Source organism: Pseudomonas sp. G11-1 (genome assembly GCF_024031555.1).
Lineage (GTDB): Bacteria > Pseudomonadota > Gammaproteobacteria > Pseudomonadales > Pseudomonadaceae > Halopseudomonas > Halopseudomonas bauzanensis.
This window is the reverse complement of the sequence record NZ_QEYQ01000001.1, coordinates 308,910-335,247: the sequence shown is the minus strand read 5'-3', so window position 1 is coordinate 335,247 and position 26,338 is coordinate 308,910. Positions and strand designations below refer to the sequence as shown.

The following is a 26,338-nucleotide window of genomic DNA, read 5'->3' as shown; positions in this document are numbered from 1 at the left end:
TCTTATTTCAGCTCGCAGACCCAGATGGTATGGCGTGCGCCGCGGTTGCCATGGGCGAATACCTGTACTTCCTCGGCCTTGAAACCCGCTTTTGCGAGGCGGTTGGAGAACTGGCGATCGGCACTGGCGGACCAAACCGTCAGCATGCCGCGCGGTCGTAAAGCGCGAGCGCAGGCGCTCAGGTCGTCGAGTGAATACAGCCAGTTATTGGCGCTGTGGGTCAGGCCCTCCGGGCCGTTGTCCACATCCAGCATGATGGCATCAAAACCCCTGGGTTCGGCCTGGAGAATTTTCGCCACGTCTTCATTGAGAACCCGGGCGCGCGGGTCCTGCAAGGGATTTCCGGCCTTGGCGCCGAGCGGTCCCCGGTTCCACTCAATCACGCCGGGAACCAGCTCCGCTACCTGAACCTCAGCATCTGCCCCGAGGTGCTGCAGTGCCGAGGCCAGGGTAAAGCCCATGCCCAAACCCCCAATCAATACTCGGGCGCTTGCCCGCGCCGCGATCCTCTTGCAGGGAATCGCGGCCAGCGCATCTTCTGAACCGTGCATGCGGGTATTCATCAACTGTCCGCCCTTGCCGCCTTCCAGCTTGATAACGAAATCCTCGCCGTATTCAAACAGGCACAGGGCGCCACCGTTATTGGGGATGGGGGCAGTATCCAGCAGGACGAAGCGTTTCATGGTTGGCTCTCTAGCGGTCGATATCGATGTTCTTGGTTTCCTTGCCGACAATCAATGCCAGCAGCGTAATGACCGCCATGGAAGCCAGATAGATTCCCACCAGGAAGGGGCTGCCATCACCCATTCCCCACAGCCAGACGGCAATGAACGGGGCGACAGCGGCGCCGAGGATGGACGAGACGTTGTAGGAAATCCCCGAGCCGGTATAGCGCACGTTGGTCGGGAACAACTCCGGCAGCAGGGCGCCCATGGGGCCAAAGGTCATGCCCATGAGACTGAAGCCGAGGATCAGCCAGGCCATCACTCCGACAAAGCCCATATTGAGCAGCGGCACCCACAGCAGGCTGAAGATGATGATGCCCAGCGTGACCAGGATCAGCGTCTTGCGCCGGCCCAGCTTGTCCGCCCAGGGGCCAGACAACAGCGTGAATATGCCAAAGAACACCACGCCGATGATCAACATCAACACGAAATTGTTATAGCTGTACCCCAGTCCCGACAACTGACCTGGGCCAGGTTCGATCGGCGCGCGACCGTAGCTCAGCGAGAAGGTGGTCATCAAATAGAAGAGCACATAGGTGGCGAGCATGTAGAAAGTGCCAAGGATCAGCTCGCGCCAGTTCTTGCGCACTACCTCGCCCAGCGGCAGCTTGACCACCTTGCCGGCGGAAACGGCCTTGGAGAAAGTGGTGCTTTCCACCAGGTTCAACCGGATCCACAGGCCGATGATGACCATCACCGCGGAAAACAGAAAGGGAATGCGCCAGCCCCAGTCCAGAAAGGCCTCGGAGGGCCGCGATGGGTTATCCGAGGGCAGGGCGGCTGCAACGATCAGGAACAAACCATTGGCGATGATGAAACCCAGCGGCGCGCCCAGCTGCGGGAAGGTGCCGAACAGGGCGCGCTTGCCAGCCGGTGCATTTTCGGTGGCCACCAAGGCAGCGCCTGACCACTCACCGCCAATGGCAAACCCCTGCGCCAGCCGGAGGATAACCAGCATCAGCGGTGCGAACCAGCCGATGGCATGGTAGGTGGGCAGCAGGCCAATCAGGAAGGTGGCAATACCCATGGTCAGCAAGGCATAGATCAGCGTCGTCTTGCGCCCGACCTTGTCGCCCAGATGACCGAAGAACACGGCGCCCAGCGGGCGGGCGATCATCGCCGCGCCGAAGATGGCGAAGGAGGCCAGCAGCGCGGTAGTCTCGTTTCCCGGCGGGAAAAACAGGTGCGGGAACACCAGCACCGCTGCCGTGGCATAGACGTAGAAATCGTAGAACTCGATGGTGGTGCCGACCAGGCTGGCGAGCATGACGCGGGAGCGGGAGTTGGCGGGTGTCTGGGTGGCGCTGGTATTGGACATGGGCAATTGATTCTTGTGGGAGATAAACCGCTACCTGTGCGGTACGGACCAAAAACAGGGAAGCTATCTTCGCCTATCCGCGGCGTCTGCGGTAGCGTTGACCGCGACAGGGGCTCATTCTTTAGTCTTGAATTGCATACATAAAAAAGCCCGGCTTGTGGCCGGGCTCCTATTCGGCAAAACGCTTATTTTTGGTAAGCGTCTACTGCCTTTACAATTTCCGCACGGGCTTCGTCAGCGTTGCCCCAGCGGTCGATCTTGACCCACTTGCCGGCTTCCAGATCCTTGTAGTTCTCGAAGAAATGCTGGATCTGCTGGATCAGCAGTTCGGGCAGGTCGGTGTATTCCTTCACGTCCTTGTACAGAACGCTCAGCTTGTCATGGGGTACGGCAACCAGCTTGGCATCGCCGCCGCCATCGTCAGTCATGTGCAGTACACCCACCGGGCGGCAGCGGATGACCGAGCCTGGAGCAACCGGGTGTGGGGTGACTACCAGCACGTCCAGCGGGTCGCCGTCGTCAGCCAGGGTGTTCGGAATGAAACCGTAGTTGGCCGGGTAGAACATCGGGGTCGCCATGAAACGGTCGACGAACAGGGCGTTGCTGTCCTTGTCGATCTCGTACTTGATGGGCGCATGGTTGGCCGGAATTTCGATGGCGACGTAGATATCGTTGGGGATGTCTTTGCCGGCTGGGATCTGGTCGTAGCTCATGGGTTACCTGATGCGGGGCATGTTGAAATGGGAACGGTGTCCGCCATTGCCGGCGACACCAGGAAAAATATGGGCGGAGATTATAGGCGTTCGCGTCATCTTTACCAAGTGAAACCTATGGCGCACGCTGAGTCGGGTTCGCCCCGACGCGCTGAAAAGCGCGGCGGGGCTGAGCCGGTTCAGACTTTGAACGGTGCCAGCTTGCGTTCGACCGGCAGGTTCTGCAGCCGTACATAGTCAGGCAGGCCGTTCTTGAACGGCGGGATATCCTCGCCCTGGATCAGCGGCGACAGATACTGACGGCAGGCATCAGTGATGTGGAAGCCGTCATCGGTAATGAAATCGCGCGGCATGAACTTCTCGACGTTGGCCACATCCTTGAGCGGCGCTTCGATGATGTCCCAGCTGTACGGTGCGTCTTCCAGGCGACGGATCGCCGGCATGATGGCGTTCTTGCCTTCCAGGGCGACGCGTACCGCAGCCTGACCGAGGGCGTAGGCCTGGTCCACATCGACCTTGGAGGCGATGTGGCGGGCGGCGCGCTGCAGGTAGTCAGCCACGGCCCAGTGGTACTTGTAGCCAAGCTTGTCGCGTACCAGGTTGGCGATGGTCGGCGCTACGCCGCCCAATTGGGCGTGACCGAAGGCGTCGGTCAGGCCGGATTCGGAGAGGAACTTGCCGGCTTCGTTCTTGATGCCTTCGGAAACACCGATCACGCAATAGCCGTGGGTCTTCACGCACTCATCGACGCGGGCCAGGAAGGCCGCCTCATCGAACTCGATCTCGGGGAACAGCAGGATGTGCGGCGCCTCGCCTTCGGCTTCGCTGGCCAGGCCGCAGGCGGCGGTGATCCAGCCCGCATGGCGGCCCATGACTTCAAGAATGAAGACCTTGGTGGAGGTGGCGGACATGGAGGCGACATCGTAGCCGGCTTCGCGGATGGATGTGGCGACGTACTTGGCGACCGAGCCAAAGCCGGGGCAGCAATCGGTGATCGGCAGGTCGTTGTCCACGGTCTTCGGCACATGAATGGCCTGGATCGGATAACCCATGGTTTCGGCCAGCTGCGATACCTTCAGGCAGGTATCGGCGGAATCACCACCACCGTTATAGAAGAAGTAACCGATATCGTGGGCCTTGAACACTTCGATCAGGCGCTCGTATTCGGCGCGGTTGGCTTCGAGGCTCTTGAGCTTGTAGCGGCAGGAGCCGAAGGCACCGGAAGGGGTATGGCGCAGCGCAGCAATGTTCTCGGCAGATTCGAGGCTGGTGTCGATCAGGTCCTCGGTGAGAGCGCCAATAATGCCATTGCGACCCGCATAGACTTTGCCGATACGGTCCGGGTGCTGACGCGCAGTTTCAATCACCCCGGCGGCCGAGGCGTTGATGACTGCGGTGACACCGCCTGATTGAGCATAAAAGGCATTCTTGACGGTCATGCTGACTCCATGATGTGTGGGCTGATGTCAGATACGACAACCGGACCAGCGGAACGGTTGCACTGACGGCAGAACAATAGTCGGGTGAAGAATGGCGCGCATAATAGCTGAATGAGCGATGCTTTGCATGGTTGGCTGTCCGGAAGACGAAAGGGGGAAGCCGTTGGGACCTACCCAGCTGCATGGTAGTATCGGCCCCTTGACGGATTGATTACAGGGTTGGCTGATGCATCTGCACATTCTTGGTATCTGCGGTACCTTCATGGGTTCGCTGGCGCTGCTGGCGCGGGACCTGGGGCACCAGGTCAGTGGTTCCGATGCCAACGTCTATCCGCCAATGAGTACCCAGCTTGAAGCCCAGGGCATTCAGTTGATGGAAGGCTATTCGCCGGAACATCTGGACCCCGCTCCGGACCTGGTGATCATCGGTAACGCCCTGTCCCGCGGTAACCCCGCGGTGGAGCATGTACTGGATAAGGGCATACCCTACGTCTCCGGGCCCGAATGGCTGGCGCGGCACGTGCTTCAGGATCGTTGGGTACTGGCCGTGGCTGGCACCCATGGCAAGACCACCACCTCCAGCCTGCTGGCCTGGCTCCTGGAAGACGCCGGCATGGCGCCGGGCTTCCTGATTGGCGGCGTGCCGCAGAACTTCGGCATCTCTGCGCGGCTGGGCGACACGCCGTTCTTCGTGGTCGAGGCCGATGAATACGACAGCGCCTTTTTCGACAAGCGCTCCAAGTTCGTCCACTACCGCCCGCGCACCGCTATTCTCAACAACCTGGAATACGATCACGCCGACATTTTCCCGGACCTGGCGGCGATCGAACGTCAGTTCCACCATCTGGTCCGCACCGTGCCCGCCAGTGGCCTGATCATCTATCCGCAACAGGAATCGGCGCTGCAGCGGGTTATCGACATGGGTTGCTGGACGCCCTGTCAGACCACCGGGGAGGGTGGCAACTGGCAGGCGCGTCTGCTGGCCGAGGATGGTTCGCGTTTTGAAGTCTGGCTGGACGGTGAGCTGCAGGGCGTGGCCGAGTGGAGCCAGACCGGCGCGCATAGCGTCGCCAACGCGCTGACCGCCTTGGCCGCAGCGCGGCATGTCGGCGTCACGCCGCAGCAGGGTATCGCCGCATTGGCCGGCTTCGCCAGCCCCAAGCGGCGGATGGAAAAACTCATCGAAATCAACGATATCATCCTGTATGACGATTTCGCCCATCATCCCACCGCGATTGCCACCACCCTGGCTGGGTTGCGTGCGCAGATCGGTGAGCAGCAACTTATCGCGGTAATCGAGCCACGCTCCAACACCATGCGTCTGGGCAGCCACATGGCTGCCTTGCCGGCCAGTGTGCGGGGCGCCAGCGAAGTGATCTGGTATCAGCCGGCTGGGCTGGACTGGTCGCTGGATTCGGTAGTCGAGCAAAGCCCGGTACCGGCCCAGGTCGCAACGGATATTGATGCCATTATCGATCAGGTGGTAACCAGGGCTGCGCCGGGCACCCGTATTGTCATCATGAGCAATGGCGGCTTCGGTGGTATCCACCAGAAGATGAAGCGCGCACTGGAGATCAGACATGGCTGAGCGGCGCGTTACCCTGGCGGTGACCGGCGCGTCCGGCGCGCAATATGCCCTGCGGTTATTGGAATGCCTGGTGCAGGCTGAGGTGCAGGTGTTGTTCCTGATCTCCCAGGCCGCGCAACTGGTGGTCGCCACCGAAACCGAGCTGCAACTGCCGCCCAAGCCCCAGGCGCTGGAGCAGTTTCTTACCGAGCGTTATCAGGCCAAGCCGGGGCAGATCCGCGTTTACGGAAAGCAGGATTGGATGTCGCCTGTCGCCTCCGGCTCCGGCGCCCCCTCGGCCATGGTCGTCTGTCCGTGCAGCACCGGGACCCTGTCGGCGATCGCGACCGGTGCCAGCAACAACCTGATCGAACGTGCTGCCGACGTTGCCCTCAAGGAGCGCCGGCAGCTGATTCTGGTCCCCCGTGAAAGTCCGTATTCGACCATCCACCTGGAGAACATGCTCACGCTGAGCCGGATGGGTGCGGTGATCCTTCCAGCCAGCCCTGGCTTCTACCACCAGCCACAGTCCATCGATGATCTGGTCGATTTTGTGGTGGCGCGGATACTCAATCAGCTGGGTATCGAGCAGACATTGCTCAAGCGCTGGGGGGAGTAACGCGGGAAAGGAAATCAGACGTTATTCTGTTCGTGGAGTAAAAACTCTAATTCTGCTTGGTGGCAGGGAAGTTATGGGCTAGACTCCTTCCCAAGACGAGGCGGGACTGCGTGAATTGCAGTCCTTTTCAGAGCCTCCCCTGCATTAGTCACGATGCCGAATAACAACAAAGAGTTTTGATGAGCCATGATCAGAAGACGTCTGTGGCTGCTGGCACCTTTTATTCTATTTGGTCCTGCGGAGTTAGCTCCGGCTCTCGATGGATCGCCGTCTGCCGCCTTGCCGGCAGCTCAGGAATGGGTGGATGAGGCCAGTTGCCAGAGTTGCCATGCCGAGCAGACTACCGACTGGCTGAATTCTCATCATCAATTGGCCATGCAACCGGCCACTGAAGACACTGTGCTGGGCAACTTCGACCAGCAATCCTTGACCAGCGATGCTGAAACCAGCCGCTTTTTCCGCCGTGACGGTGGTTTCTGGATAAACACCCCAGGCGCTGATGGCAAACCAGCTGACTATCAGGTGGCCTATACCTTTGGCTTGGAGCCGTTACAGCAATATCTCCTGCAACTGACCGATGGCAGCTTGCAGTCCCATGGCGCTGCCTGGGATGTGCCAGAGCAGCGCTGGTTTCATCTGTACGATGGCGAGGCCGTGGACCATCAGCACCGGTTGCACTGGAGTGGGGCGCAGCAGAACGCCGACTTCATGTGTGTCGAATGCCACACCACCGGCTTTCAGCGCGATTACGACCCGGTAGCCAATACCTATTCCAGCCAGTGGCAGGCGGAGGGTGTGGGGTGCCAGAGTTGCCATGGCCCGGCTTCGGGTCATCTGCAATGGGCGGAAAGTGAAAATAGAGCTGCGACTGCGAAGGGCTTCGAGGCGAACCTGATGGGCACCGTCAGCGAGCCTGAAACCTGCGCCCGCTGCCATAGCCGCCGCATGCCGCTGGACAATGGCTACGCCCACGGCAATCAACTGCTGGATGATTACCTGCCGGTGATCCTCAGCGCCGACCTCTATGAGGTTGACGGCAAGATCAAGGATGAAGTGTTCGAGTATGGCTCCTTTCAGCAAAGCCGTATGCACGCCGCTGGGGTAGTCTGTTCGGATTGCCACAACCCCCACAGCGCCGAACTGCGGGCGCCGGCCAATGCCGTCTGCACCCAGTGCCATAACCCGACCGGCAAGGCGACCCGGGCCGGAATCGACGCCAGCGGGTTGCAGGCAAAGAACTACGATCATCCATCCCATCACCACCATGCTGTCGGGTCGCAGGGTAGCCAGTGCGTCAGTTGCCATATGCCCGGCAAACTGTACATGACCAATGACCTGCGCCATGACCACAGCTTCACTTCGCCAAATCCACAGCAGGCGCGCCAGTTGGAGCATTCCGACGCCTGCCTCGGCTGCCATCAGCAAGCCGAAGATCAGATCGTCGCAGCCTTTGAGCAGTGGTACGCCGATGCCCAGCCCCGAGATGGTAGTTACGCCCGGGATCTGCATGCGGTCCGGCAAGGGAGGAAGGGCGCCGCGCAGGCTCTGACGCGGCAACTGGAGCGCACCGATCTGGCGGATGTCCGCCGTGCCACTCTGCTCAGCGAGCTGCCCCACTATCCATCAGCCGCTGCCCAGCGTGCCGTGGTCGAGGCGTTGAGTTCATCCTCCCCGCAGGTGCGCCACACCGCCGCTGGGCTGCTCGGCTCGTTGGTCGCGCCAAACGAGCAGATCAGATTGTTGACCAGCCTGCTGGATGACCCGGTGCGGGCGGTCCGGTTGGAGGCCGCCTGGCAGTTATTGCAATTGGCTGCCGAGTCCAACGTGGAGCCACAGGTGCTGCGGCAACTGATCAGCGAATACGAGCAGAGCCAGCGCAGCATGCTCGAACGGGCCGAATCTCAGTTCAATCTGGCTGGCGTCTATCAACTGACCGGGCGCCTGGCGGAGGTTGAGCCAGCGCTGCAGCAGGCGCTGCGCCAGGATCCGACCTTCCATCCCGCACGGATCATGCTGGCGCAATGGCACGAGCAAGCCGCCGGCGACCCCGCAGCCGGGATGAGCCTGCTGCGTGAAGGCACCGAACAGTATCCCCAGGACCCCTCTCTGCAGCATGCCTATGGCTTGGCGCTGGTGCGCCAGGGCGAATATGGGCAAGCGTTGCGGGCCCTGCAACGTGCCCATGAACTGGCACCGGAGCAGGCCGAGTACGGCTATGTATTGGCCGTCGCCCTGCATGGCAATGGCCAGGTAGACGCCGCGCTGGAGCTGTTGCGCAGCCAGGTGCAGGCGCAGCCGACCAATCGCAGAGCCCGGCAAGCCTTGATCAGTTATCTGCGTTCCGCAGGTAATCAAGTGGAGGCAGACTCGCTGTTGACGGAGCTGGCTGCACAAAACCCCGGTGACCCGCTGCTGCGACAGTCGGGCCTCTGACCGATAAAAAAAGCAAGAGAGGGATATGCCATGCAGTTCAGACTTTTACGTCAAGGTGCGTTGCTGGTTGCTTCGATGTCGCTGGCGTCCTGTTGGCTCGACAGTGACAGCAGCTCTTCATCATCCAATGATCCACCGGCAGCCGATCAGCCGCCGAATATCCTGTTCGTCATCATGGATGACGTCGGTATCGACCAGATGGAATCCTTCGGCTATGGCGGTAACAAGCCGCCAGCGGTGCCGTCCATCGACGCCATTGCCGACAGCGGCATACGTTTCCGTAATGCCTGGGCCATGCCTGAATGCTCACCGAGCCGGTCGACCTTCATGACTGGCCTCTATCCGATGCGCACCGATGTGCTGCAGGCCATCGGGCCAAGTGATCTGTCCAATTCCCATGTCTCACCCTGGGACATGACCATTGCCAAAGTACTGGCCACCGCCGGTTATGAGAGTGGCATGTTCGGCAAGTTTCATTTGGGCGGTCCGGAGAACAACCCGGCCGAGAACAGTGCACCTGCCGCCCTGGGCTGGGAATACTTCTATGGGTGGGGTGGACTGCCGGGTTCGATCGATACCACTGCCGGCGGTGTCGGTGACGAAGGTGATTATTCCTGCGGCTTCGTGCCCGGTGCAGACGATCCGGGCGGTGCTTACGGGGGAGCCTGCTTCGTGCCCAGTCCAGGTGGCAATGCCAGCTGTAGCGACATCGCCGGTGTCAACAGCTTCGGTGAGCCGGCCGGTTTGCAGTGCCTGACTCAAGGCGGGGTATTGGTGCCGCATGCCACCTGTCAGGATGGGCAGCCAAGCTATGTGAAGTTCGATCAGGAAAACGGCCACTATGTCTCCCCGCTGCTGATCAACTGGGATGGCGAGGTGGAGGAGGTCAGCCTCGCTGATCCTCGTTCCAGAGGCTATCGTGCAACTATCGAGGTCGATTCGGCTATCGACTGGATCAACACGCGCAGTGACGATACCCCATGGATGGCCACCGTGAGTTTCAGCTCGGCGCACACTCCGCTGCAGCATGCTCCCGCCGCTCTGGTGCCCTCCGGTGCTACGCAGATTCTGAGCGCTGACTGTACGGCCGGTGCACCACTCAATCAGAAGAACATCACCGACACGATGATTGAATCACTGGACACCGAGCTGGGACGCCTGCTGGTGGAAACCGGTATCGCCACCCGAGCCAATGACGGCAGCCTGAACTATGATCCGCAAGCTACTGACGTCATGGTGGTTGTGGTTGGCGACAACGGCTCCTTTCCGCTTACAGTCAAGGAAGGCTTCGACCCGCAGCGCGCCAAGGGTACCGCGTACCAGACCGGTGTGTGGGTGCCGCTGGTGGTGTCCGGGCCCATGGTCGAGCAACCCAGCCGCAACGTGGAGCACATGGTTAACGCCGTTGACCTGTTCCAGTTGTTTGCGGACGTAGCAGGGGTAGATCTGGCCGAGGTAGCCCCCCAGGGCAATGATGCCGAGGAAATGTTCTCCTACCTGAGTAACCCGAGCCAAGGCAGTGTGCGCGAGCTCAACTTCGCCCATGGCGGGCTGAATATCCAGGCCAATGATGGTGTGAACGGGCCCTGCGTGTTCAACGGCGCGCTCTGCTCCCACACACCCACCACCAAATCCGTTTGCGGAGACAACGGCGGGATCTGGTGGGGGGCGGAGGCTGACGTTGGAGTGGATGGCGTTCTCAAGGAGGTGGAACACTGCTGGCAGGTCAACCAGGCAATCCATGAAGACAGCCCTGCCGACTATGAGCAGAACAAGATCGATATGGCAGCCACCGAGTACATGGCCATGCGCAATGATGAGTTCAAGCTGGTGCGCAACCTGGGGCTGGACTACGACCCCCTCACGGATGGAAGCAAGAGGATAGCAACCGAGGAGTTCTACCGTATCGACCAGGCGGCGCCGCAAGCCACTCTGGATGCCGACGGAACAGATCTCCTGGAAGGTTCGCTAACGGCCATCGAGCGGGAAAACTTCGAAGAGCTGGAATACCAACTCGATCTGTTGCTGAGCTCGCACAAAGCCTGTCCGGGCGATGGCAATGGTGATGGTGTGGTCGATCAGACTGATATCGACAACTATCAGCAGCTCAGTGCGGAGTGGGGCAAGTCCAGCATGTACGACTTCAACCATGACGGCCTGACCGATGGGCAGGATCTGGCCATCATCCAGGCCAATCTGGGCGATTGCCCGTAGTAACAAGGCGATAACCGGTGCCCCGGTGTGATTCGATCGGGGCCGGGAGGCAAAGCTGTGCAAGCAGGGCAGGGCGAAAGGCTCTGCCCTGCTTGTTGCAGCATGCTCAGTCTGGCTACTTTGGTCAGACTCTGGCATCGTCACTCATCCCTTTTCATCAAGGAGAACAGGCAATGGCCAATATCGTCATTACCGGTGCCAACCGTGGTATCGGACTCGCTCTGGTCAGAAACTATGTGGCCCGCGGCGACCGCGTCTACGCACTCTGCCGCGATCCGGACCGGGCAACCGAGCTCAAGCAGATCGCCAGCAGCGCTGCCGGCAAACTGACGTTGCATCCGGTTGATATGGCCGACGGCCAATCGATCGACAACATCACCCAGGCCCTGGGCAATACTTCTGTCGATGTTTTGCTGAACGTCGCCGGCATTATCGGCGGCCGAACCGACAGTTTGACGCAGGCCCCGTTCACTGATGAGGATTTCGCCGCCTGGCGCGAGGCGTTTGAAGTCATGACCATCGGCCCATTTCGACTGGTACAAGCGCTGCTGCCCAACCTCATCGCGGCCAAGGGCAAGGCACTGACCGTCAGCAGCCAGATCGCTGCCTCCACCTGGCCCTACGGCGGGATGTATGTCTACGGCGCCACCAAGGCGGCGGTCAACCGGCTGATGTTGAGCATGGCCATCGACCTCAAGGACAAGGGCGTCAGCATCGCCACGGTGCATCCCGGCTACGTCCAGACCGACATGGGCGGCCCCAACGCCGACATCACACCCCAGGAAAGCGCCAGTGGCATCCAGTCCGTAGCGGATAACCTGACACTGGAGAGCAGCGGCAGCTTCTTCAAATGGAATGGCGAACTGCATCCCTGGTAAGGCAAGCATAGATCGCCCTTATCGAGCCCCGACCTTGGGCTTCTCCTGGGAGGGACGAGCACCAGCTCGTCCACATCTCCTCAGGACCCAACCCACCCAAACCCTTGCTAGACTCTCTCCCATAGCACCAGCACCCCTTGTCCTACAGCCAGGAGTTCTTCATGTCGCGTAACACCCTCGTCCTTGGCGCCGGTATGGTCGGCGTTTCCGTTGCCTGGCACCTTGCCCGTCGCGGCCACAACGTCACGCTGATAGATCGCCGTGAGCCGGGCCGTGAAACTTCCTTCGGCAATGCCGGCATCATCCAGCGCGAGGCCGTGCGCCCCTACGCCTTCCCGCGGGATTTAGGCACTCTGTTGCGTGTATTGCCCAACCGTGAAGTGGACATCCGTTACCGGCCCACCGGCATGGTCAGCGCTGCCGTTCCCCTGTTGCAGTATTGGCACAACTCCGGCGGGTCGCGCTATGAACGTATCGTCAAGGAGTGGGCTTCACTGATCATGCGTTGCCAGGATGCTCATGCTCCCATGATCGAAGCCGCCGGCGCCGAAGATCTGATCCGCAAAGGTGGCTGGCTGGAGTTGTACCGCACCCAGGGCGCGCTGGATGAGCGAATAGCGAAGGCACGCGAAGACCGTGAGCGTTTCGGCGTGGAATACGAAGTGCTCAATGCTGAACAGTTGCAGGCAACGGAACCGCATCTTGCCAGGGAACTGGTGGGAGCCATTCACTGGACCCAGCCGTGGATGGTGTCGGACCCGGGCGCTCTGGTACAAGCCTATGCCCGCAGCTTCGTCGAGCAGGGCGGGCGCCTGATGCAGGCCAGTGTTGAAGGTGTTGCCCGGGAAGGCAGCGGCTGGCACGTGACCACCAGCGAAGGTGCACTCGAAGCCGACCAGGTAGTGGTTGCCCTCGGCCCCTGGTCGAGCGACCTGCTGACGCAGCTGGACATCAAGGTTCCGCTGTTCGTCAAACGTGGCTATCACATGCATTACTCGACCGAGCAGGGCGCCACCCTCAATCACTGGGTCATGGACGCTGAACGTGGTTTCCTGCTTGAGCCCATGCGCGCCGGTATTCGCCTGACCACGGGCGCCGAACTCGCCGACCTGAACGCACCGCCCAAATACAAACAACTCGCTGCGGCCGAACGCGCCGCGCGCAATCTTTTTCCCCTTGGCAAACGCCGCGACGCCGAGCCCTGGAAAGGCGCCCGTCCCTGTATGCCGGACATGAAACCGGTCATCGGCCCGGCACCGGGCAAAGACGGCCTGTGGCTGGCCTTCGGGCATGGTCACCAGGGCTTCACCCTCGGCCCGGCGACCGGCGAATTGCTGGCGCAGATGATGGATGGGGAAACGCCAGCGATTGATATGACGCCGTTTGCGGTGGATCGTTTCTGACGTGTCTGCCCTTATGTAAGTGCTCGGGCCATGCTGTCGTCGTCCTGAAGACGACGCCACTGGTCCGGGGATACCCCATTCCAGCGCTTGAAAGCCCGTGAAAAACTGGCGGCCTCGGCATATCCCAGCTGTTGCGCGATGCTTTCCAGTCCCAGCATGCTGTCACGCAGCAGCCGTTCCGCCAGATTGCGTTTGACCCGGTCATGCAATATGCGAAACGGCTGTTTCTCATCCGCCAACCGGCGATGCAGGGTGCGCTCTGACATGCCCAGCCGGGCGGCGATCTCGTCGGCACGGCATGGTTTGCCGGAATGACTCATCAATTGCTGCAGTACCTGCCGTGCCAGCGTGCCCTGTATATCAGCCAGCCCGTCACAAAGGCGTTCGCATAGCAGCGCGCAGCTGCGCTGGGTCTGGGCGTTGGCAAGGGGCAGCGGGCTGTCCAGATCCTGTCGGGCGATCAGCATGCCGTCATGGGGTTGCTCGAGTAGAATAGGGCAACTGAAATAGTCGCGGTAACGATCTGCCAGCACTGGCTCCGCCCCAGACAAGGATATCTGCAGAGGCATGAAGGGACGCTGCAGCAATTCGCTGAATAGCCGCAGCCAGGCTGTCAGCCCACGCCCGACCACCAGGTCGCGAGCATCCTGGGGTAGCACGCTGCTATCCAGAGACATCCACACTCCCTCTTCGCAGAGCGAAAGCGTGACCGGGCAGATCGCCAGCGACAATGAGCGAAAACGGCTGCTGATCCGGATTGCTTCCCAGAGATTGGGGCTGGATAACATGGCATAGCCCAGCAGCCCCAGGCAGGTCAGGTGGTAGCAATCCCCCATCTGCATCCCGAGGCCGGGGTCTGGCCGGAGCGCTACCAGATTGCGAATGGCAGCCAATTCCTGCCACAGCTGGTATCCATTGCCTTCAGCCAGTCGTTGCCGCTGCAAACCGGTATTTGCCAGACAGGCATCGGCGGATATGCCAGCGGTTGCTGCTACCTGTAACAGGTAGTTGATATTGGTATTGTCGCGCTGCTGTCGCCAATCCATATGATGCTCCCGGCAGGATGGCAGTAAAAGTCATGGGATGGCAGTGATTATCATGGTTTGCTGCGGCAGCATCCAGCACTGTAGTCAAAACCCAACAAGAGAGCGCCGCCATGCCTGAGTTCTTCTATACCACTGCTGCCAACAATCCAGCCCGGGATCATCACCATTTCACCGCAACGCCAGTGGCTGGTTCACTGGGCGCCGATGTGACGGGTATCGACCTCAACCAGCTGTCAGAAGAAGGCCAGGCAGAACTGCGCCAGGCATTGATGGATCACCAGGTTCTGTTTATCCGGGACCAACAGCTGAGTCTCGGCCAGTTCGAGGCGGTGACCCAGCGCTTTGGCGAATTCGGCAAGGAGCCTTACGTCAGAACCATGGCTGATCACCCGAATCTCGTCCACGTGGTCAAGGAGGCAAGTGAAGGCTCGCCGGTCATCTTCGGCGGTGCCTGGCATACCGACTGGACCTTCCAGGAACGCCCGCCGGCCTTCACCTTGCTCTATGGCCATGATGTGCCGGCCAGTGGTGGCGACACCCTGTATGCCAATATGTATCTGGCCTACGAGTGGCTGTCTCCGGCGATGAAAAAGATGCTGCACAGCCTGCGTGGCGTTCATAGCCCGGAGGCCGCCTATGGCCCCAACAGCCGACACAATGCGGGCCTGGAAAACATGAACATACTCTACGGCGAGTCGGTGGACGATGAGGTGCGCTCCCATCCCCTGGTAACCAAACACCCGGAAACCGGCCGCAGCGTCCTGTTCGCCAACCCAGCCTACACCCTCGGTATCGAGGGCATGAAACCCGAGGAGTCTCGGCCGATACTCGACTACCTGTTCTCGGTGGCCTCGGCCGCGACTTTCACCTGCCGTATGCGCTGGGCACCAGGCACCCTGGCGATCTGGGACAACCGCTGCACCTGGCACTTGCCATTGTCGGACTATCATGGGGCACGCCGGGAAATGTTCCGTAGCACCGTCGTCGGCGAGGCGCCGGAACAGGCGGATCAGCCATGAGCGAGGACTTCCAGCCAAACGCTCTCGCTGATGAGCTCTACCTGGCCCGGCGGCAACGTCAGCCCGGTGTCGGGTTAGCCGAGCGCTATCCGTTGGCGACGCTGGATCAGGCGCAACGAGTAAGTGAATACCTGATAACCCGCTATCTGGCCGGTGGGCAGACCATTGCCGGCAGCAAGCTCGGGTTGACCGATACGCGCATGCAAGCAGCGCTGGGCTTGGATAGCCCGTTGATTGCGATACTGCTTAGCGGCTGGCAGATCAGTGGCGGCACGCTAGACATCAGTCAGTTTCTGCTGCCCAAGCTCGAGATGGAAGTGGCATTCCTGTTTTCCGCTGCCATCGATGATCCGGGAATAACTGATGCGGCCCTGCAGCAAGCGATCACCGGCGTAACGGTCGCGCTGGAAATCTGTGACTCGGCCTATCAAGGCGGCCCTCGTTCGTTGTTCGAGGCGGTCGCTGACAACCTGTCATCGGGCGGCTTCATGTTGGGAGAACAGTACCACCCAGCTGATCCCCTAGCGCTGGCAGAACTGAGCGCCACCCTGACCAATCACGGCAAGCCAATAGCCGAGGGCAATGCCAGCCAATGCATGGGTAGCCCTTGGAACGCCTGTCGCTGGCTGGTGCAAGAACGCGCGCGTGACGGCAACCCGGTACAGGCCGGAGAAATCCTCCTGTCCGGTTCACTGGGGCCAATGGTACCGATTCAGGCCGGCGACCGGTTGGAGCTGGAAATGGGTTACCTGGGCAGGCTTGGTTGCGCCGTAGTCTGAGCCCGGGAAAGCGTACCTGGCCCTTTTTCTGCTACCGCTCGCGTAAGCGGTAACACTCAAGCGGGTTGAAAGGTATCACTTGCCCCATGCGGGACTGGCCTCGGTATTGCTGATTTTTAGTAACTTATTGATTTTAAACGGAATGTTAAAGGTGGCACGCTATCTGCTTTGTATTTGATCACAATAAAAATAATAACGCTAAGCGCAAAACTCAATAACAAAAACAAGATTCAGCTCCACACATAACAAGAACAAAACGTGCGAGTGCAGCAAACTGATTTTTTTGGAGAATGGGGAACAACTTTCCTGCGCATTCAAAACAATCCGCTTGCTTTAAGCAACCCGGGATGGGTTTCAGGGTGGCAATGCCACCGGCTCAAAAGAACAAGAAAAGCTCAAGAACAACAAGAACACCATTAAGGGGAGCGAAAGCTCCCCTTTGAGCTTTATGGCTGGATACTCATCAAGCAGGTGCAGGTATTTCGGATGGTATCGATGGCACTCGTTTGCCAGCCTGGCGAGCGCTAGCCAAACCTTCTGGATGGCCCCCCCTTTATCAGACCTGAAGATCAATCCCGGGAAAGGTGGTTGGTCGAGCAGAGGCTACGCATCGTCCCGTGCTATTTGCCAGCTGGGGAATGTAGCTGATCCCTGCAATCACCCTAAAGCTTTCTCCGTCTCGCCCGATAACCCCTACATTGGCGACAGCTGCTTCCCAGCCTGTCAAGGCACCGCGAAAGTTTTTTGAAAAATGATTAAAGCTCTTCGCCAGCACGCCGATACAGAAACTGAATGCGAACACTATGGTTGCCTGAGGTGATGGGCACATGAGTCGCAAGCTCAGGCAAACATTATTTCGGTCTAATTGGAGAATTACCCATGGCCCTGACAGTAAACAGCAACATTGCTTCCCTGAACGCTCAGCGCAACCTGAGTGGTTCTACCAATGCCCTGTCCACTTCGCTGGAGCGTCTGTCTTCCGGTTCGCGCATCAACAGCGCAAAGGATGACGCAGCCGGCCTGCAGATTTCCAACCGTCTGACCAGTCAGATCAACGGTCTGAACGTGGCTGTCAAGAACGCCAACGACGGTATGTCCATGGCACAGACCGCTGAAGGTGCCCTGCAAGAATCCACCAACATCATGCAGCGCATGCGTGACCTGGCTCTGCAGGCTTCCAACGGTTCCAACTCTGCTGAAGAGCGCAAGGCTCTGAACCAGGAGTTCACTAACCTGTCAGGTGAACTGACTCGCATTGCTGAAACCACTACCTTTGGTGGTAAAAGCCTGCTGAACGGTACTTTGACCGGTGAGAGCTTCCAGGTTGGTTCCAACGCCGGTGAAACTCTGTCCTTCAGTATTGGGGATATGAGTGCTAAGGGGCTGACTGGTACTTCTACTCGGGCTGCTGCTGAGGGTGGTGTTGTCGCGGGGCTTGATGCGACAACCGGTGGGTTGACTGAGGCTACCAGCATCAAGCTGAACGGCACTATTATCAACTTCGAAGCCGGCGATTCTGTCGATAAAATTGTTGACAAGATCAATAACGCCAGTACTGGTGTAACAGCTGCCAAGGGTGAAACGGGTATCGATCTGTCGTCTCTCGATAATTTCAATGTAGAGGATGGAACTAAAACTGATGCTGCTGGTGAGCTGATTCCGGCAGGTGGTCTGACTGCGCTTGGTTTAGCTGAAGCGAGTGGTGAAGCCGCCAGCACTGTGCATCGAGCTGAGGGGGCTGCGTTTACTACGCTCACTGATGCTGCAACACTTACTATTGGAGGCGGCGCTCCTATCGCTCTTGCAACCGGTGACAATCTGGCTGCTGTTATCGGCAAGATAAATGAGGAGAGTGACACGACTGGCGTAACCGCCTCTGCGAATGCTGCTGGTGGCATCGACTTAACGTCCGAGACTACCTTTACCATTAGCTCGGGCGGAGCGGCTGGTGCCGAACTTGGCCTTGATGCGGCAACTGCTACGGAGGAGACAGTTACCGGCCCAGTTTTGGCTGAGCCTAACACCCACACCATCGACAGCCTGGACATCCTCTCTGCCGACAACGCCCAGCTGGCCATCCAGGCCCTTGACGACGCCATCGCCTCGGTAGACAGCACCCGCGCCGACCTGGGTGCCGTTCAGAACCGCTTCGAGTCGACTATCAGCAACTTGCAGAACATCAGTGAGAACGCCTCCAACGCTCGCGGTCGTATCATGGATACCGACTACGCTGCCGAGTCTGCCAACCTGGCCAAGAACCAGATCATGCAGCAGGCCGGTACTGCGATGCTGGCTCAGGCTAACCAACTGCCGCAAGCAGTCCTCAGCCTGCTGGGCTAAGGAGAGTTAGCGGTATCACTGGCGGGGGAAGGGGCGACTCTTCTCCCGTTTTGTCCTGTGTGGAGGAAAAACCATGGATATGGGATCGCTCAACAACAGGGCTGGGGTAGGGGCTGTCGCGCCTGCTGCCAGAACGAACGAGATAACAACCGCGGCTGTCGCCCAACCGGTGACCGAGGCGCGGAAGAATGACAGCATGGCCGAACCGGATCGTGAGCAGGTGCTGACGGCGGTGGCGGATATGCAGGACTATGTACAGGCGGCCGGACGCAATATCCAGTTCCAGGTGGATGATGACAGCGGCCGCATGGTGGTGAAAGTGACCGAGGCGAGCACGGGGGATGTTATCCGCCAGATGCCTTCAGAGGAAGCGTTGCGGCTGGCGGAGAACTTGTCAGAGATTCGCAGTGTATTGTTCAGTGGCGAGGTCTGACAGCGGCGAAGCTGTAGGAGCGGGCTTGCCCCGCAAAACCCTGGTATGCGTCCTCGCCGGCCTGACCTGTGGAATGCTGGCATGATTTCTGCTTAGGTGTGTGAGGTTTCATTATTCAGCGGCGAACCGTCAATAAACGGTCGTAGAGGGTAGGATTATGGCAATTACCGGTATCGGCTCAGGTATGGATGTTAACGGCATGGTCAAGGCACTGCTCAATGCAGAGGCTGCGCCAAAGACCGCCCAACTTGATCGACTGGAAAAATCTACCACCTCCAAGGTCTCGGCACTGGGGCAATTTCGCAGTGCCTTGTCGACCTTCCAGGATGCCCTCGGCAAGCTGAATGATGCCTCTCTGTTCGAGAAGCGCAGTGCCACTTCCAGCGCAGCTGGCATTGTCAGTATCACCGCCGACTCCAAGGCGGTTGCCGGCAATTACAACGTGCAGGTGTTCAACCTGGCGCAGACCAGCAAGGTCGCGCTGGCCGGGTTCGACAACGCCAGCGATGCGCTGGGTACCGGTACCCTGACTATCAATGTCGGCGACGAATCACTGGATATCGACGTGGGCGAGGGTAACAACAGCCTGACCGGTATCCGCGATGCGATCAACGCGGCCGGCAAGGAGATGGGGCTGAGCGCGACCATCGTCAATGACCCGAGCGGTGAGGGCGGTGCCCGATTGGTGCTGAGTTCAACGGCATCGGGTACCGACAATGACATCAGCGTGGCGGTGTCGGACGCAACTGGTGAGTTGGGCGCGCTGGCATTTGCGCCGCCGTCTGGCACTGACGCAGACTTTCAGCCGACCCCGGTGGATGCTGACAACCCCCGCGCCGCCCGAGTAATCAGCTATTCCCGTGATGCGAATTTCGCCATTGACGGTATCAACCTGAGCAATTCCAGCAATACCGTTGAAGATGCCATCGAGGGTGTGACACTGACTCTCAAGGCGGCGCAGTCGCAGGAAGCGCTGGATAATGCCGAAACCGTCAATCTCGGCGTGGCAGTGGACCAGGCCGGCGTCAAGAAATCCATTACCGAGTTTGTCGACGCTTATAACAAGATGCTCGACAGCGTCAATGCGCTGACCAATGTGACGCCAATCGCCGATGGAGATTCTGAACCCCTCACAGCCGCTCTGGTGGGTGATTCATCGGTACGCTCCTTCATGAACGCCATGCGCAGCGAGTTGGGATCACCGGCCAGCGGCGAGGGCATACGCATCCTGGCAGATCTGGGCATCAGCACCGAGCGCGACGGCAAGCTGAAGCTGGACAATGACAAGCTGGACAAGGCACTGGATAACAATCTGGAGCAGGTCAGCAGCTTCTTTACTGGTGAGCAGGGCTTGATGGGACGGTTGGAAGAAAGGGTCAAGCCCTTCACCGAAAGCGGCGGCATTCTGGATAACCGCACCAAGGCTCTGCAGAACACTCTCACCGGTCCCGGCGGTGTTGATGATCAGCGGGAAACGCTGGCCATGCGGCTGAGCAAGATGGAAACGCGCCTGTTCGCCCAATTCAACGCCATGGATGCGCTGATTTCACAAATGAACAGCACCAGCTCTTTCCTGACCGCCCAACTCGACAGCCTGCCCGGCGTCGTCAACCAGCACAAGAAATAACCATGAAAAACCCTATCGATACCTACAAGCAGGTCAACCTGGCGCAGGAAGTGTCCCAGTACCGCGCAGTGCAATTATTGCTGGGTGGTGCAATCGAGCGCCTGAAGCTCGCTCGTCACGCCCAGGCGACCGGCAACCCGGAGCGGCGCGGTACAGCGGTGAGCAGCACCATCAGCATTATCGGCGCGTTACAGGCTTCGCTGGACAAGGATCTGGGCGGTGAGATCGCCGAGAACCTGGATGGCCTCTACGACTACATGACCCGCAAGCTGGCAGGCGTGGCGTTGGACGATACGCCGCGTTCGCTGGATGAAGTGCAGCAGCTGCTGGAAGAACTCAAGGAAGGTTGGGACGCGATTGAGCCGAAGTAGGCTAGTTATGTAGTCCTTACCAATGACAAACCCCGGTGCGCCGGGGTTTGTTGTTTCTGGGGTAGAGTCGTTCAGGCTGCGCTCGTTGTGTGCCAGGGTTTGGTTGTGGCTGCCGGTCGTCGTCGAGCGGGTGCTCGGCTGGGGAACTCCTTTCACTTTCTCCTCAAGTTTCCCATCCGCTGCCGATAACTGAATTATGTGCAACACATCTTCAGGAAGCTTGTCATATGAATGCCTACGCAATGAAACAGTATCAGACCGTCAACGTCCACGCTCAGGTGACCGAGGCTGATCCGCATCGGCTGATCCAGATGCTGCTGGAAGGCGGGCTGCAGCGGATTGCGCAGGCGAAGGGGGCGATGGAGTATGGCAATATCGGATTGAAGGGTGAGCTGATCGGCAAGGCGATGGGTATTATTGGTGGTTTGCGTGATGCAGTCGACACCGAGAAAGGTGGCGAAATAGCAGCAAATCTGGATAATCTCTATGCCTTCATGCAACAGCGGCTGAGCCAGGCGAACCTGAAGAACGATCCGGCCATGCTGGAGGACGTCGCCAAACTGTTGCGTGAGATCAAAGAGGGTTGGGATGGCATTCGCCAGTCCTGAGCCACCCGGGAGATTAGTCATGGCCGTTGCCGTTGAACAATTGCAGGAAACCCACAAGGCGCTGATCACTGCAGTGCAGGCGGGAGATTGGCAGCAAGTGGGCGAGCTTGATCGGCTGTGCCGCGAGCAGGTGCAGCAGGCCATGGCCCAGCCGGACCGGGATGAAGTGGCGTTGGCCGAATTGCTGAGTTCGCTGTCCGAGACCTATCGCGAGGTGATTGGTCTATGCCAGGCGGTGCAGGGCAAGCTGGCCGAGGAGCTGCAGGGCGTGCAGCGCAGCCGGCAAGGCGCCAAGGTTTATCAGATGTTCAGCTGAGTTTCGCTCTCCCACTTAATAGTTGGTCGGTAGGCTGGATCCTCGGCTTGCGCCGAGGATGATGATAGGGGTGATGATTGTCATAGATCATCTATCCGATCAGTAGCACCATAAAAGTGCGCCAAGTATTTGACTCGTACCTTCAATCCCTCTACCTTTACTTCTGTACCCGCAGTTATGGCTCTATGCCATTGCTTTGTGCGTGTAACTGGAAAAAGGACCTCCTGCCTCTCATGCAGCTCAATAGCCATATCCTGCTGATCGATGATTGTCCGCGAAGCCGCCATGATCTCAATCTGATTCTCGGATTTCTCGGGGAAGATACACTGTCCGCCAATTCGGCTGCGTGGCAGGAAGAAGTCGCCACGCAACTGTCCTCTGCTGCGGCGGTCAAATGCGTGATCGTGGGCCAGTGCGAGCATCCGGTGGGGACGGATGCGCTGATCAGCCAGCTCGATAAGTGGGATGCCCACTTGCCGGTGGTGATGCTGGGCCGCGAACGTATAACCAACTGGCCGGAACAGCTGCGCCAGCGCCTGTTGAGTGTGTTGGAGCCGCCACTCAGCTATAACCAGTTATTGGATACCCTGCATCGGGCACAGGTCTATCGTGAGGTCTTCGACGACGGGCAACGCAAGCGCCAACGCGAGCCGAACCTGTTTCGCAGTCTGGTAGGCACCAGTCGGCCGATTCAGGCCGTGCGGCAGATGATGAAGCAGGTGGCCGATACCGAGGCCACGGTGCTGATTCTCGGCGATTCGGGCACCGGCAAGGAAGTGGTGGCGCGCAATCTGCATTACCATTCCCAGCGCAAAGATGCCCCGTTCGTACCGGTCAACTGCGGGGCGATTCCCGCGGAGCTGCTGGAAAGCGAGTTGTTCGGCCATGAAAAGGGCGCCTTCACCGGGGCGATTACCAGCCGCGCTGGGCGTTTTGAACTGGCTGCTGGCGGTACTCTGTTCCTGGATGAAATCGGCGACATGCCAATGAGCATGCAGGTCAAACTGCTGCGGGTATTACAGGAACGCACCTTCGAGCGGGTGGGCAGCAACAAGCCGCAGAAGGCGGATGTGCGGGTGATTGCCGCCACGCACAAGAATCTGGAACAGATGATCATCGACGGCACCTTCCGCGAGGATCTGTACTACCGTCTACACGTTTTCCCCATCGAGATGCCGCCCCTGCGCGAGCGTATCGAGGATCTGCCGTTGCTGCTCAATGAGCTGATCACCCGGCTGGAAAAGGAACGGCGTGGCTCCATTCGTTTCAGCAGCGCGGCCATCATGTCCCTGTGTCAGCATCCCTGGCCGGGCAACGTGCGGGAGTTGGCCAACCTGGTCGAGCGTATGGCAATCATGCATCCCCATGGGGTGATCGGAGTCGGCGAGTTGCCGCGTAAGTTCCGTTATGTTGAAGACGACCATGACGACCTGCGTCAACTGCACAAGGAGGGGGAAGAAAACGTCTGGCAGCCCGGCGCACCATCGCTGGACAATCCGGCGGGCTTGCCTCCTGAGGGCCTCGATCTGAAGGACCATCTGGCTGGTCTGGAGCAGTCGCTGATTCAACAGGCGCTGGACGAAGCCAATTATGTCGTTGCGCGGGCGGCGGAGCGGTTGCGTATTCGCCGGACCACTTTGGTGGAGAAGATGCGTAAGTACGGTATGCAGCGTGATGGTGATGGCAGTGGCGACAAGGAAGCGTCAGAAGCCTGACGGTATAATCAGTTGTATATAGCCCAACCTATTGATTTATAGCTAATTATTTTTAATGGCACAGCCCTTGCTTGAGTCCCTTGAGTAGTGTTTTTATCAGGGGATTGTGATGGTTGCCACTGCTCCAAATCTGCCGCAGGACACGCAGGAAAAGGAAAATCTGGAACAGGCTTACGGTCTGTTCAGCCGGATGTCCGATCAGTTGCGCGAGTCGCATGGGCTGCTCGAACAGCAGGTTGAGCAGTTGCAGGCGCAACTGCTCGAGGTCAATGCCCAGCGCACCCGCGAGTTGGCCGAGAAAGCCTGCCTGGCCGGCCGTCTGCAGAACCTCCTGGACCTATTGCCCGGTGGCGTCATCGTACTGGACGGCCGTGGTGTGGTGCGTGAAGCCAACCCGGTGGCCCGCGACTTGCTCGGCGAGCCCCTCGAAGGTCAGCTCTGGCGCGAACTGATCCGCGATCGCTTTGCCCCCCGTGATGATGACTACCATGAAGTATCTCTGCGTAGCGGTCGTCGCGTGTCACTGGCAACGCGCTCCCTGCGCGGTGAGCCGGGGCAGATCATCCTGCTGACCGATCTGACCGAAACCCGTCGTCTGCAATCCCAACTGGCGCGCAACGAGCGGCTGTCCGCTTTGGGGCGGATGGTCGCCTCGCTGGCGCATCAGATCCGCACACCTCTGTCCACCGCGCTGCTATATGCCAGCCATCTGCACCAGCCGGAACTCTCGGTCACGCACCGCCAGCGCTTCAGCCAGCGGCTCAAAGATCGCCTGCAAACCATCGAGCAGCAAGTGCGGGACATGCTGTTGTTTGCCAAGGGTGATCTGCCGCTGACCGATCTGGTGAGCGCGAGCGACCTCTTTGCCAGCCTGCAGCAACAGGCCGAGACGCTGATCGAGGAGTCCGCAGCGAATTGCCGGTGGGAGGACCATTGCCCGGCGGGCGTGCAGCTGCAATGTAACCGGGAAACCTTGATCGGTGCGGCGCTCAATCTGATCGACAACGCCATACAGGCCGGCGCACCCGCCGCGCGGCTGAAGGTCTGCCAACGCCTGCAGGAAGGGCGGTTGAGTCTGAGTGTAGTGGACGCCGGGCGTGGGATGACGGCGGCGGAACTGGCGAAAATCGGTGAGCCTTTCTATACCACCCGGTCCCAGGGCACCGGGTTGGGAGTATCGGTAGTGAAATCAGTAGCCCACGCCCATGGCGGGGCTTTCCTGCTGCGGAGTCGAGCCGGGCAGGGCACCTGGGCGGAGCTGGTCGTGCCGGTGCAATCATTCGGAGGCCAGCCAGCATGACCGGACCACGCATTCTGTTGGTGGAAGACGACCGGGCACTGCGCGAAGCACTTGCCGATACCCTGCTCTTGGGCGGTTACGATTATCTGGAGGCTGCCGATGGCGAGCAGGCGCTGGCATTGCTACAGCGGCACACGGTGGCGATGGTCATCAGCGATGTGAACATGCCGGGCATGGACGGTCACGCCCTGCTGCAAGTATTGCGCGAGCGGCATCCGCAATTGCCGGTGCTGCTGATGACCGCCTATGGCACGGTGCAGAATGCAGTGGAGGCCATGCGCATGGGTGCGGTGGACTACCTGGTCAAACCCTTCGAGCCCTCGGCGCTCCTGGGCTTGATAGCGCAGCATGCCCAGGGGCGGCTGCAAGTTGGCGCGGATGATGGACCCGTGGCGGCCGATCCGGCCAGCCAGCAATTGCTGCAGCTGGCACAGCGGGTAGCTGCCAGTGACTCAACTGTGTTGATTTCCGGCGAGTCGGGGACCGGCAAAGAGGTGTTGGCGCGCTATATTCACCAGCAGTCGCCCCGTGCCAGCCAGCCGTATATCGCCATCAACTGCGCGGCGATTCCGGAGAACATGCTTGAAGCAACGCTGTTCGGTCATGAGAAGGGTGCCTTTACCGGCGCCGTGGCGGCAGCGCCGGGCAAGTTCGAACAAGCCAATGGCGGTACCCTGTTGCTGGACGAGATTTCCGAGATGCCGTTGGCATTGCAGGCCAAGCTGTTGCGCGTGCTGCAGGAACGGGAGGTCGAGCGGGTTGGTGGGCGCAAGTTGATCCAGCTGGATATCCGCATTATTGCCACTACCAACCGCGACATGCCGGCCGAGGTGGCTGCTGGCCGGTTCCGTGAGGATCTGTACTACCGGCTCGGTGTCTTCCCGCTGCAGTGGCAACCATTGCGTGGCCGGCCAGCGGATATTCTGCCGATCGCCGAGCGGTTGCTGGCCAAGCATATCGGCAAGATGAATCAGAGCCCGGTCCGCTTTGCGCCGGATGCCTGTCAGGCACTGCAGCAGCATGCCTGGCCGGGTAACGTGCGGGAGCTGGATAATGCCGTGCAACGCGCGCTGATCTTGCAGCAGGGTGGACTGATTCGGGCGCAGGACCTGTGTCTGGCCACTGCGCCCGGTAGCGCGATCATGCCAGCCGATATGGCAATGCCTCTGGTTGCGCCGCTGCCGGCGCCCAGTCAGCTGTACGCCGTGCCGGCTAGCCCGGTAGCCGGTGCCGGGTTGGGACATGACGTGAAGCAGCGCGAGTTTCAGCTGATCATCGACACTCTGCGCGCAGAGCGCGGTCGGCGTAAAGAGACGGCGGAGCGGCTGGGTATCAGCCCACGGACGCTGCGATATAAGTTGGCGCAAATGCGGGATGCGGGGCTGGATGTGGAAGGGAAGGTGTTTGTCGGATAGCGGCTTGTCGCGGCAGGCTTAATTTGGCACCAATCTTGCTCTATAACTTCCAAAGCTGAT

The 26,338-nt window shown here is 59.7% G+C and carries 22 protein-coding genes; 17 read left to right on the top strand and 5 right to left on the bottom strand.

Annotation, left to right across the window (positions count from 1 at the left end; genetic code table 11):
* Positions 1-2: 2 nt before the first annotated feature.
* From DHB74_RS01580 to DHB74_RS01565, 4 genes are all read right to left on the bottom strand, one after another.
* On the bottom strand, positions 3-683 hold the full coding sequence (locus tag DHB74_RS01580) for a spermidine synthase (RefSeq protein ID WP_499160637.1): 681 nt from the start codon (positions 681-683) through the stop codon (positions 3-5).
* A gap of 10 nt (positions 684-693) precedes the next feature.
* Entirely contained in the window at positions 694-2,043 is a 1,350-nt protein-coding gene (locus DHB74_RS01575; protein WP_036988748.1) for an MFS transporter, read from the bottom strand.
* Between the two features lie 185 nt (positions 2,044-2,228).
* Positions 2,229-2,756: an inorganic diphosphatase gene (ppa, locus tag DHB74_RS01570; RefSeq protein WP_036988749.1), complete on the bottom strand. Its 528-nt coding sequence runs from the start codon at positions 2,754-2,756 to the stop codon at positions 2,229-2,231.
* 179 nt (positions 2,757-2,935) lie between these two features.
* A complete protein-coding gene (locus DHB74_RS01565; RefSeq protein ID WP_499160636.1) occupies positions 2,936-4,195 on the bottom strand; it encodes a 6-phosphofructokinase in 1,260 nt (419 codons plus the stop codon).
* Between the two features lie 226 nt (positions 4,196-4,421).
* Here DHB74_RS01565 and mpl point away from each other — a divergent pair, with 226 nt between their 5' ends.
* From mpl to DHB74_RS01535, 6 genes are all read left to right on the top strand, one after another.
* Positions 4,422-5,783 carry a UDP-N-acetylmuramate:L-alanyl-gamma-D-glutamyl-meso-diaminopimelate ligase gene (mpl, locus tag DHB74_RS01560; protein ID WP_036988751.1) on the top strand — a complete coding sequence of 454 codons (1,362 nt, stop codon included), beginning with the start codon at positions 4,422-4,424 and terminating at the stop codon, positions 5,781-5,783.
* On the top strand, positions 5,776-6,381 hold the full coding sequence (locus tag DHB74_RS01555; protein ID WP_036988753.1) for a flavin prenyltransferase UbiX: 606 nt from the start codon (positions 5,776-5,778) through the stop codon (positions 6,379-6,381). Before mpl ends, DHB74_RS01555 begins: the two co-directional genes overlap by 8 nt.
* Positions 6,382-6,567: 186 nt before the next feature.
* Positions 6,568-8,814 carry a tetratricopeptide repeat protein gene (locus DHB74_RS01550; RefSeq protein WP_499160635.1) on the top strand — a complete coding sequence of 749 codons (2,247 nt, stop codon included), beginning with the start codon at positions 6,568-6,570 and terminating at the stop codon, positions 8,812-8,814.
* Positions 8,815-8,844: 30 nt separating this feature from the next.
* Entirely contained in the window at positions 8,845-11,028 is a 2,184-nt protein-coding gene (locus DHB74_RS01545) for a sulfatase-like hydrolase/transferase (protein WP_499160634.1), read from the top strand.
* A gap of 173 nt (positions 11,029-11,201) precedes the next feature.
* Positions 11,202-11,906, top strand: a complete 705-nt coding sequence (locus DHB74_RS01540) for an SDR family oxidoreductase (RefSeq protein WP_499160633.1) — start codon at positions 11,202-11,204, stop codon at positions 11,904-11,906.
* 161 nt (positions 11,907-12,067) lie between these two features.
* Positions 12,068-13,309, top strand: a complete 1,242-nt coding sequence (locus tag DHB74_RS01535) for an NAD(P)/FAD-dependent oxidoreductase (protein WP_499160632.1) — start codon at positions 12,068-12,070, stop codon at positions 13,307-13,309.
* Positions 13,310-13,320: 11 nt separating this feature from the next.
* Here DHB74_RS01535 and DHB74_RS01530 read toward each other — a convergent pair whose 3' ends face one another.
* Complete coding sequence (locus DHB74_RS01530) at positions 13,321-14,355, bottom strand: AraC family transcriptional regulator (protein WP_499160631.1); 1,035 nt, start codon at positions 14,353-14,355, stop codon at positions 13,321-13,323.
* Positions 14,356-14,465: 110 nt separating this feature from the next.
* Between DHB74_RS01530 and DHB74_RS01525 the strand changes: the two genes are divergently transcribed.
* From DHB74_RS01525 to DHB74_RS01475, 11 genes are all read left to right on the top strand, one after another.
* On the top strand, positions 14,466-15,374 hold the full coding sequence (locus DHB74_RS01525; protein WP_499160630.1) for a TauD/TfdA dioxygenase family protein: 909 nt from the start codon (positions 14,466-14,468) through the stop codon (positions 15,372-15,374).
* Positions 15,371-16,153, top strand: coding sequence for a 2-keto-4-pentenoate hydratase (locus DHB74_RS01520; protein ID WP_499160629.1), 783 nt, complete (start codon positions 15,371-15,373; stop codon positions 16,151-16,153). Before DHB74_RS01525 ends, DHB74_RS01520 begins: the two co-directional genes overlap by 4 nt.
* Positions 16,154-17,032: 879 nt before the next feature.
* Positions 17,033-18,493, top strand: a complete 1,461-nt coding sequence (locus tag DHB74_RS01515) for a flagellin (protein WP_499160628.1) — start codon at positions 17,033-17,035, stop codon at positions 18,491-18,493.
* Between the two features lie 73 nt (positions 18,494-18,566).
* Positions 18,567-18,926 (top strand): flagellar protein FlaG, encoded by a 360-nt coding sequence (locus tag DHB74_RS01510; protein ID WP_499160627.1) that lies wholly within the window; start codon positions 18,567-18,569, stop codon positions 18,924-18,926.
* Positions 18,927-19,083: 157 nt separating this feature from the next.
* Positions 19,084-20,553, top strand: coding sequence for a flagellar filament capping protein FliD (fliD, locus tag DHB74_RS01505; RefSeq protein WP_499160626.1), 1,470 nt, complete (start codon positions 19,084-19,086; stop codon positions 20,551-20,553).
* Positions 20,554-20,555: 2 nt separating this feature from the next.
* Positions 20,556-20,924 carry a flagellar export chaperone FliS gene (gene fliS, locus DHB74_RS01500; protein ID WP_499160625.1) on the top strand — a complete coding sequence of 123 codons (369 nt, stop codon included), beginning with the start codon at positions 20,556-20,558 and terminating at the stop codon, positions 20,922-20,924.
* A 227-nt stretch (positions 20,925-21,151) separates the two neighbouring features.
* Complete coding sequence (gene fliS, locus DHB74_RS01495) at positions 21,152-21,532, top strand: flagellar export chaperone FliS (protein WP_074778088.1); 381 nt, start codon at positions 21,152-21,154, stop codon at positions 21,530-21,532.
* Positions 21,533-21,551: 19 nt separating this feature from the next.
* Complete coding sequence (locus DHB74_RS01490; protein ID WP_036988792.1) at positions 21,552-21,848, top strand: flagellar protein FliT; 297 nt, start codon at positions 21,552-21,554, stop codon at positions 21,846-21,848.
* A 233-nt stretch (positions 21,849-22,081) separates the two neighbouring features.
* Complete coding sequence (locus DHB74_RS01485; protein ID WP_499160624.1) at positions 22,082-23,563, top strand: sigma-54 dependent transcriptional regulator; 1,482 nt, start codon at positions 22,082-22,084, stop codon at positions 23,561-23,563.
* A 109-nt stretch (positions 23,564-23,672) separates the two neighbouring features.
* Complete coding sequence (locus DHB74_RS01480) at positions 23,673-24,863, top strand: sensor histidine kinase (protein ID WP_499160623.1); 1,191 nt, start codon at positions 23,673-23,675, stop codon at positions 24,861-24,863.
* Entirely contained in the window at positions 24,860-26,278 is a 1,419-nt protein-coding gene (locus tag DHB74_RS01475) for a sigma-54-dependent transcriptional regulator (RefSeq protein ID WP_499160622.1), read from the top strand. The genes DHB74_RS01480 and DHB74_RS01475 overlap by 4 nt, the downstream gene beginning before the upstream one ends.
* The last annotated feature ends 60 nt before the right edge of the window (positions 26,279-26,338 follow it).

What these genes read in the sequence shown, in the direction of transcription:
- DHB74_RS01580 (WP_499160637.1), bottom strand. Translation starts at nt 683, where the DNA reads ATGAAACGCTTCGTCCTGCTGGATACTGCCCCCATCCCCAATAACGGT.
- DHB74_RS01575 (WP_036988748.1), bottom strand. Translation starts at nt 2,043, where the DNA reads ATGTCCAATACCAGCGCCACCCAGACACCCGCCAACTCCCGCTCCCGC.
- ppa (WP_036988749.1), bottom strand. Translation starts at nt 2,756, where the DNA reads ATGAGCTACGACCAGATCCCAGCCGGCAAAGACATCCCCAACGATATC.
- DHB74_RS01565 (WP_499160636.1), bottom strand. Translation starts at nt 4,195, where the DNA reads ATGACCGTCAAGAATGCCTTTTATGCTCAATCAGGCGGTGTCACCGCA.
- mpl (WP_036988751.1), top strand. Translation starts at nt 4,422, where the DNA reads ATGCATCTGCACATTCTTGGTATCTGCGGTACCTTCATGGGTTCGCTG.
- DHB74_RS01555 (WP_036988753.1), top strand. Translation starts at nt 5,776, where the DNA reads ATGGCTGAGCGGCGCGTTACCCTGGCGGTGACCGGCGCGTCCGGCGCG.
- DHB74_RS01550 (WP_499160635.1), top strand. Translation starts at nt 6,568, where the DNA reads ATGATCAGAAGACGTCTGTGGCTGCTGGCACCTTTTATTCTATTTGGT.
- DHB74_RS01545 (WP_499160634.1), top strand. Translation starts at nt 8,845, where the DNA reads ATGCAGTTCAGACTTTTACGTCAAGGTGCGTTGCTGGTTGCTTCGATG.
- DHB74_RS01540 (WP_499160633.1), top strand. Translation starts at nt 11,202, where the DNA reads ATGGCCAATATCGTCATTACCGGTGCCAACCGTGGTATCGGACTCGCT.
- DHB74_RS01535 (WP_499160632.1), top strand. Translation starts at nt 12,068, where the DNA reads ATGTCGCGTAACACCCTCGTCCTTGGCGCCGGTATGGTCGGCGTTTCC.
- DHB74_RS01530 (WP_499160631.1), bottom strand. Translation starts at nt 14,355, where the DNA reads ATGGATTGGCGACAGCAGCGCGACAATACCAATATCAACTACCTGTTA.
- DHB74_RS01525 (WP_499160630.1), top strand. Translation starts at nt 14,466, where the DNA reads ATGCCTGAGTTCTTCTATACCACTGCTGCCAACAATCCAGCCCGGGAT.
- DHB74_RS01520 (WP_499160629.1), top strand. Translation starts at nt 15,371, where the DNA reads ATGAGCGAGGACTTCCAGCCAAACGCTCTCGCTGATGAGCTCTACCTG.
- DHB74_RS01515 (WP_499160628.1), top strand. Translation starts at nt 17,033, where the DNA reads ATGGCCCTGACAGTAAACAGCAACATTGCTTCCCTGAACGCTCAGCGC.
- DHB74_RS01510 (WP_499160627.1), top strand. Translation starts at nt 18,567, where the DNA reads ATGGATATGGGATCGCTCAACAACAGGGCTGGGGTAGGGGCTGTCGCG.
- fliD (WP_499160626.1), top strand. Translation starts at nt 19,084, where the DNA reads ATGGCAATTACCGGTATCGGCTCAGGTATGGATGTTAACGGCATGGTC.
- fliS (WP_499160625.1), top strand. Translation starts at nt 20,556, where the DNA reads ATGAAAAACCCTATCGATACCTACAAGCAGGTCAACCTGGCGCAGGAA.
- fliS (WP_074778088.1), top strand. Translation starts at nt 21,152, where the DNA reads ATGAATGCCTACGCAATGAAACAGTATCAGACCGTCAACGTCCACGCT.
- DHB74_RS01490 (WP_036988792.1), top strand. Translation starts at nt 21,552, where the DNA reads ATGGCCGTTGCCGTTGAACAATTGCAGGAAACCCACAAGGCGCTGATC.
- DHB74_RS01485 (WP_499160624.1), top strand. Translation starts at nt 22,082, where the DNA reads ATGCAGCTCAATAGCCATATCCTGCTGATCGATGATTGTCCGCGAAGC.
- DHB74_RS01480 (WP_499160623.1), top strand. Translation starts at nt 23,673, where the DNA reads ATGGTTGCCACTGCTCCAAATCTGCCGCAGGACACGCAGGAAAAGGAA.
- DHB74_RS01475 (WP_499160622.1), top strand. Translation starts at nt 24,860, where the DNA reads ATGACCGGACCACGCATTCTGTTGGTGGAAGACGACCGGGCACTGCGC.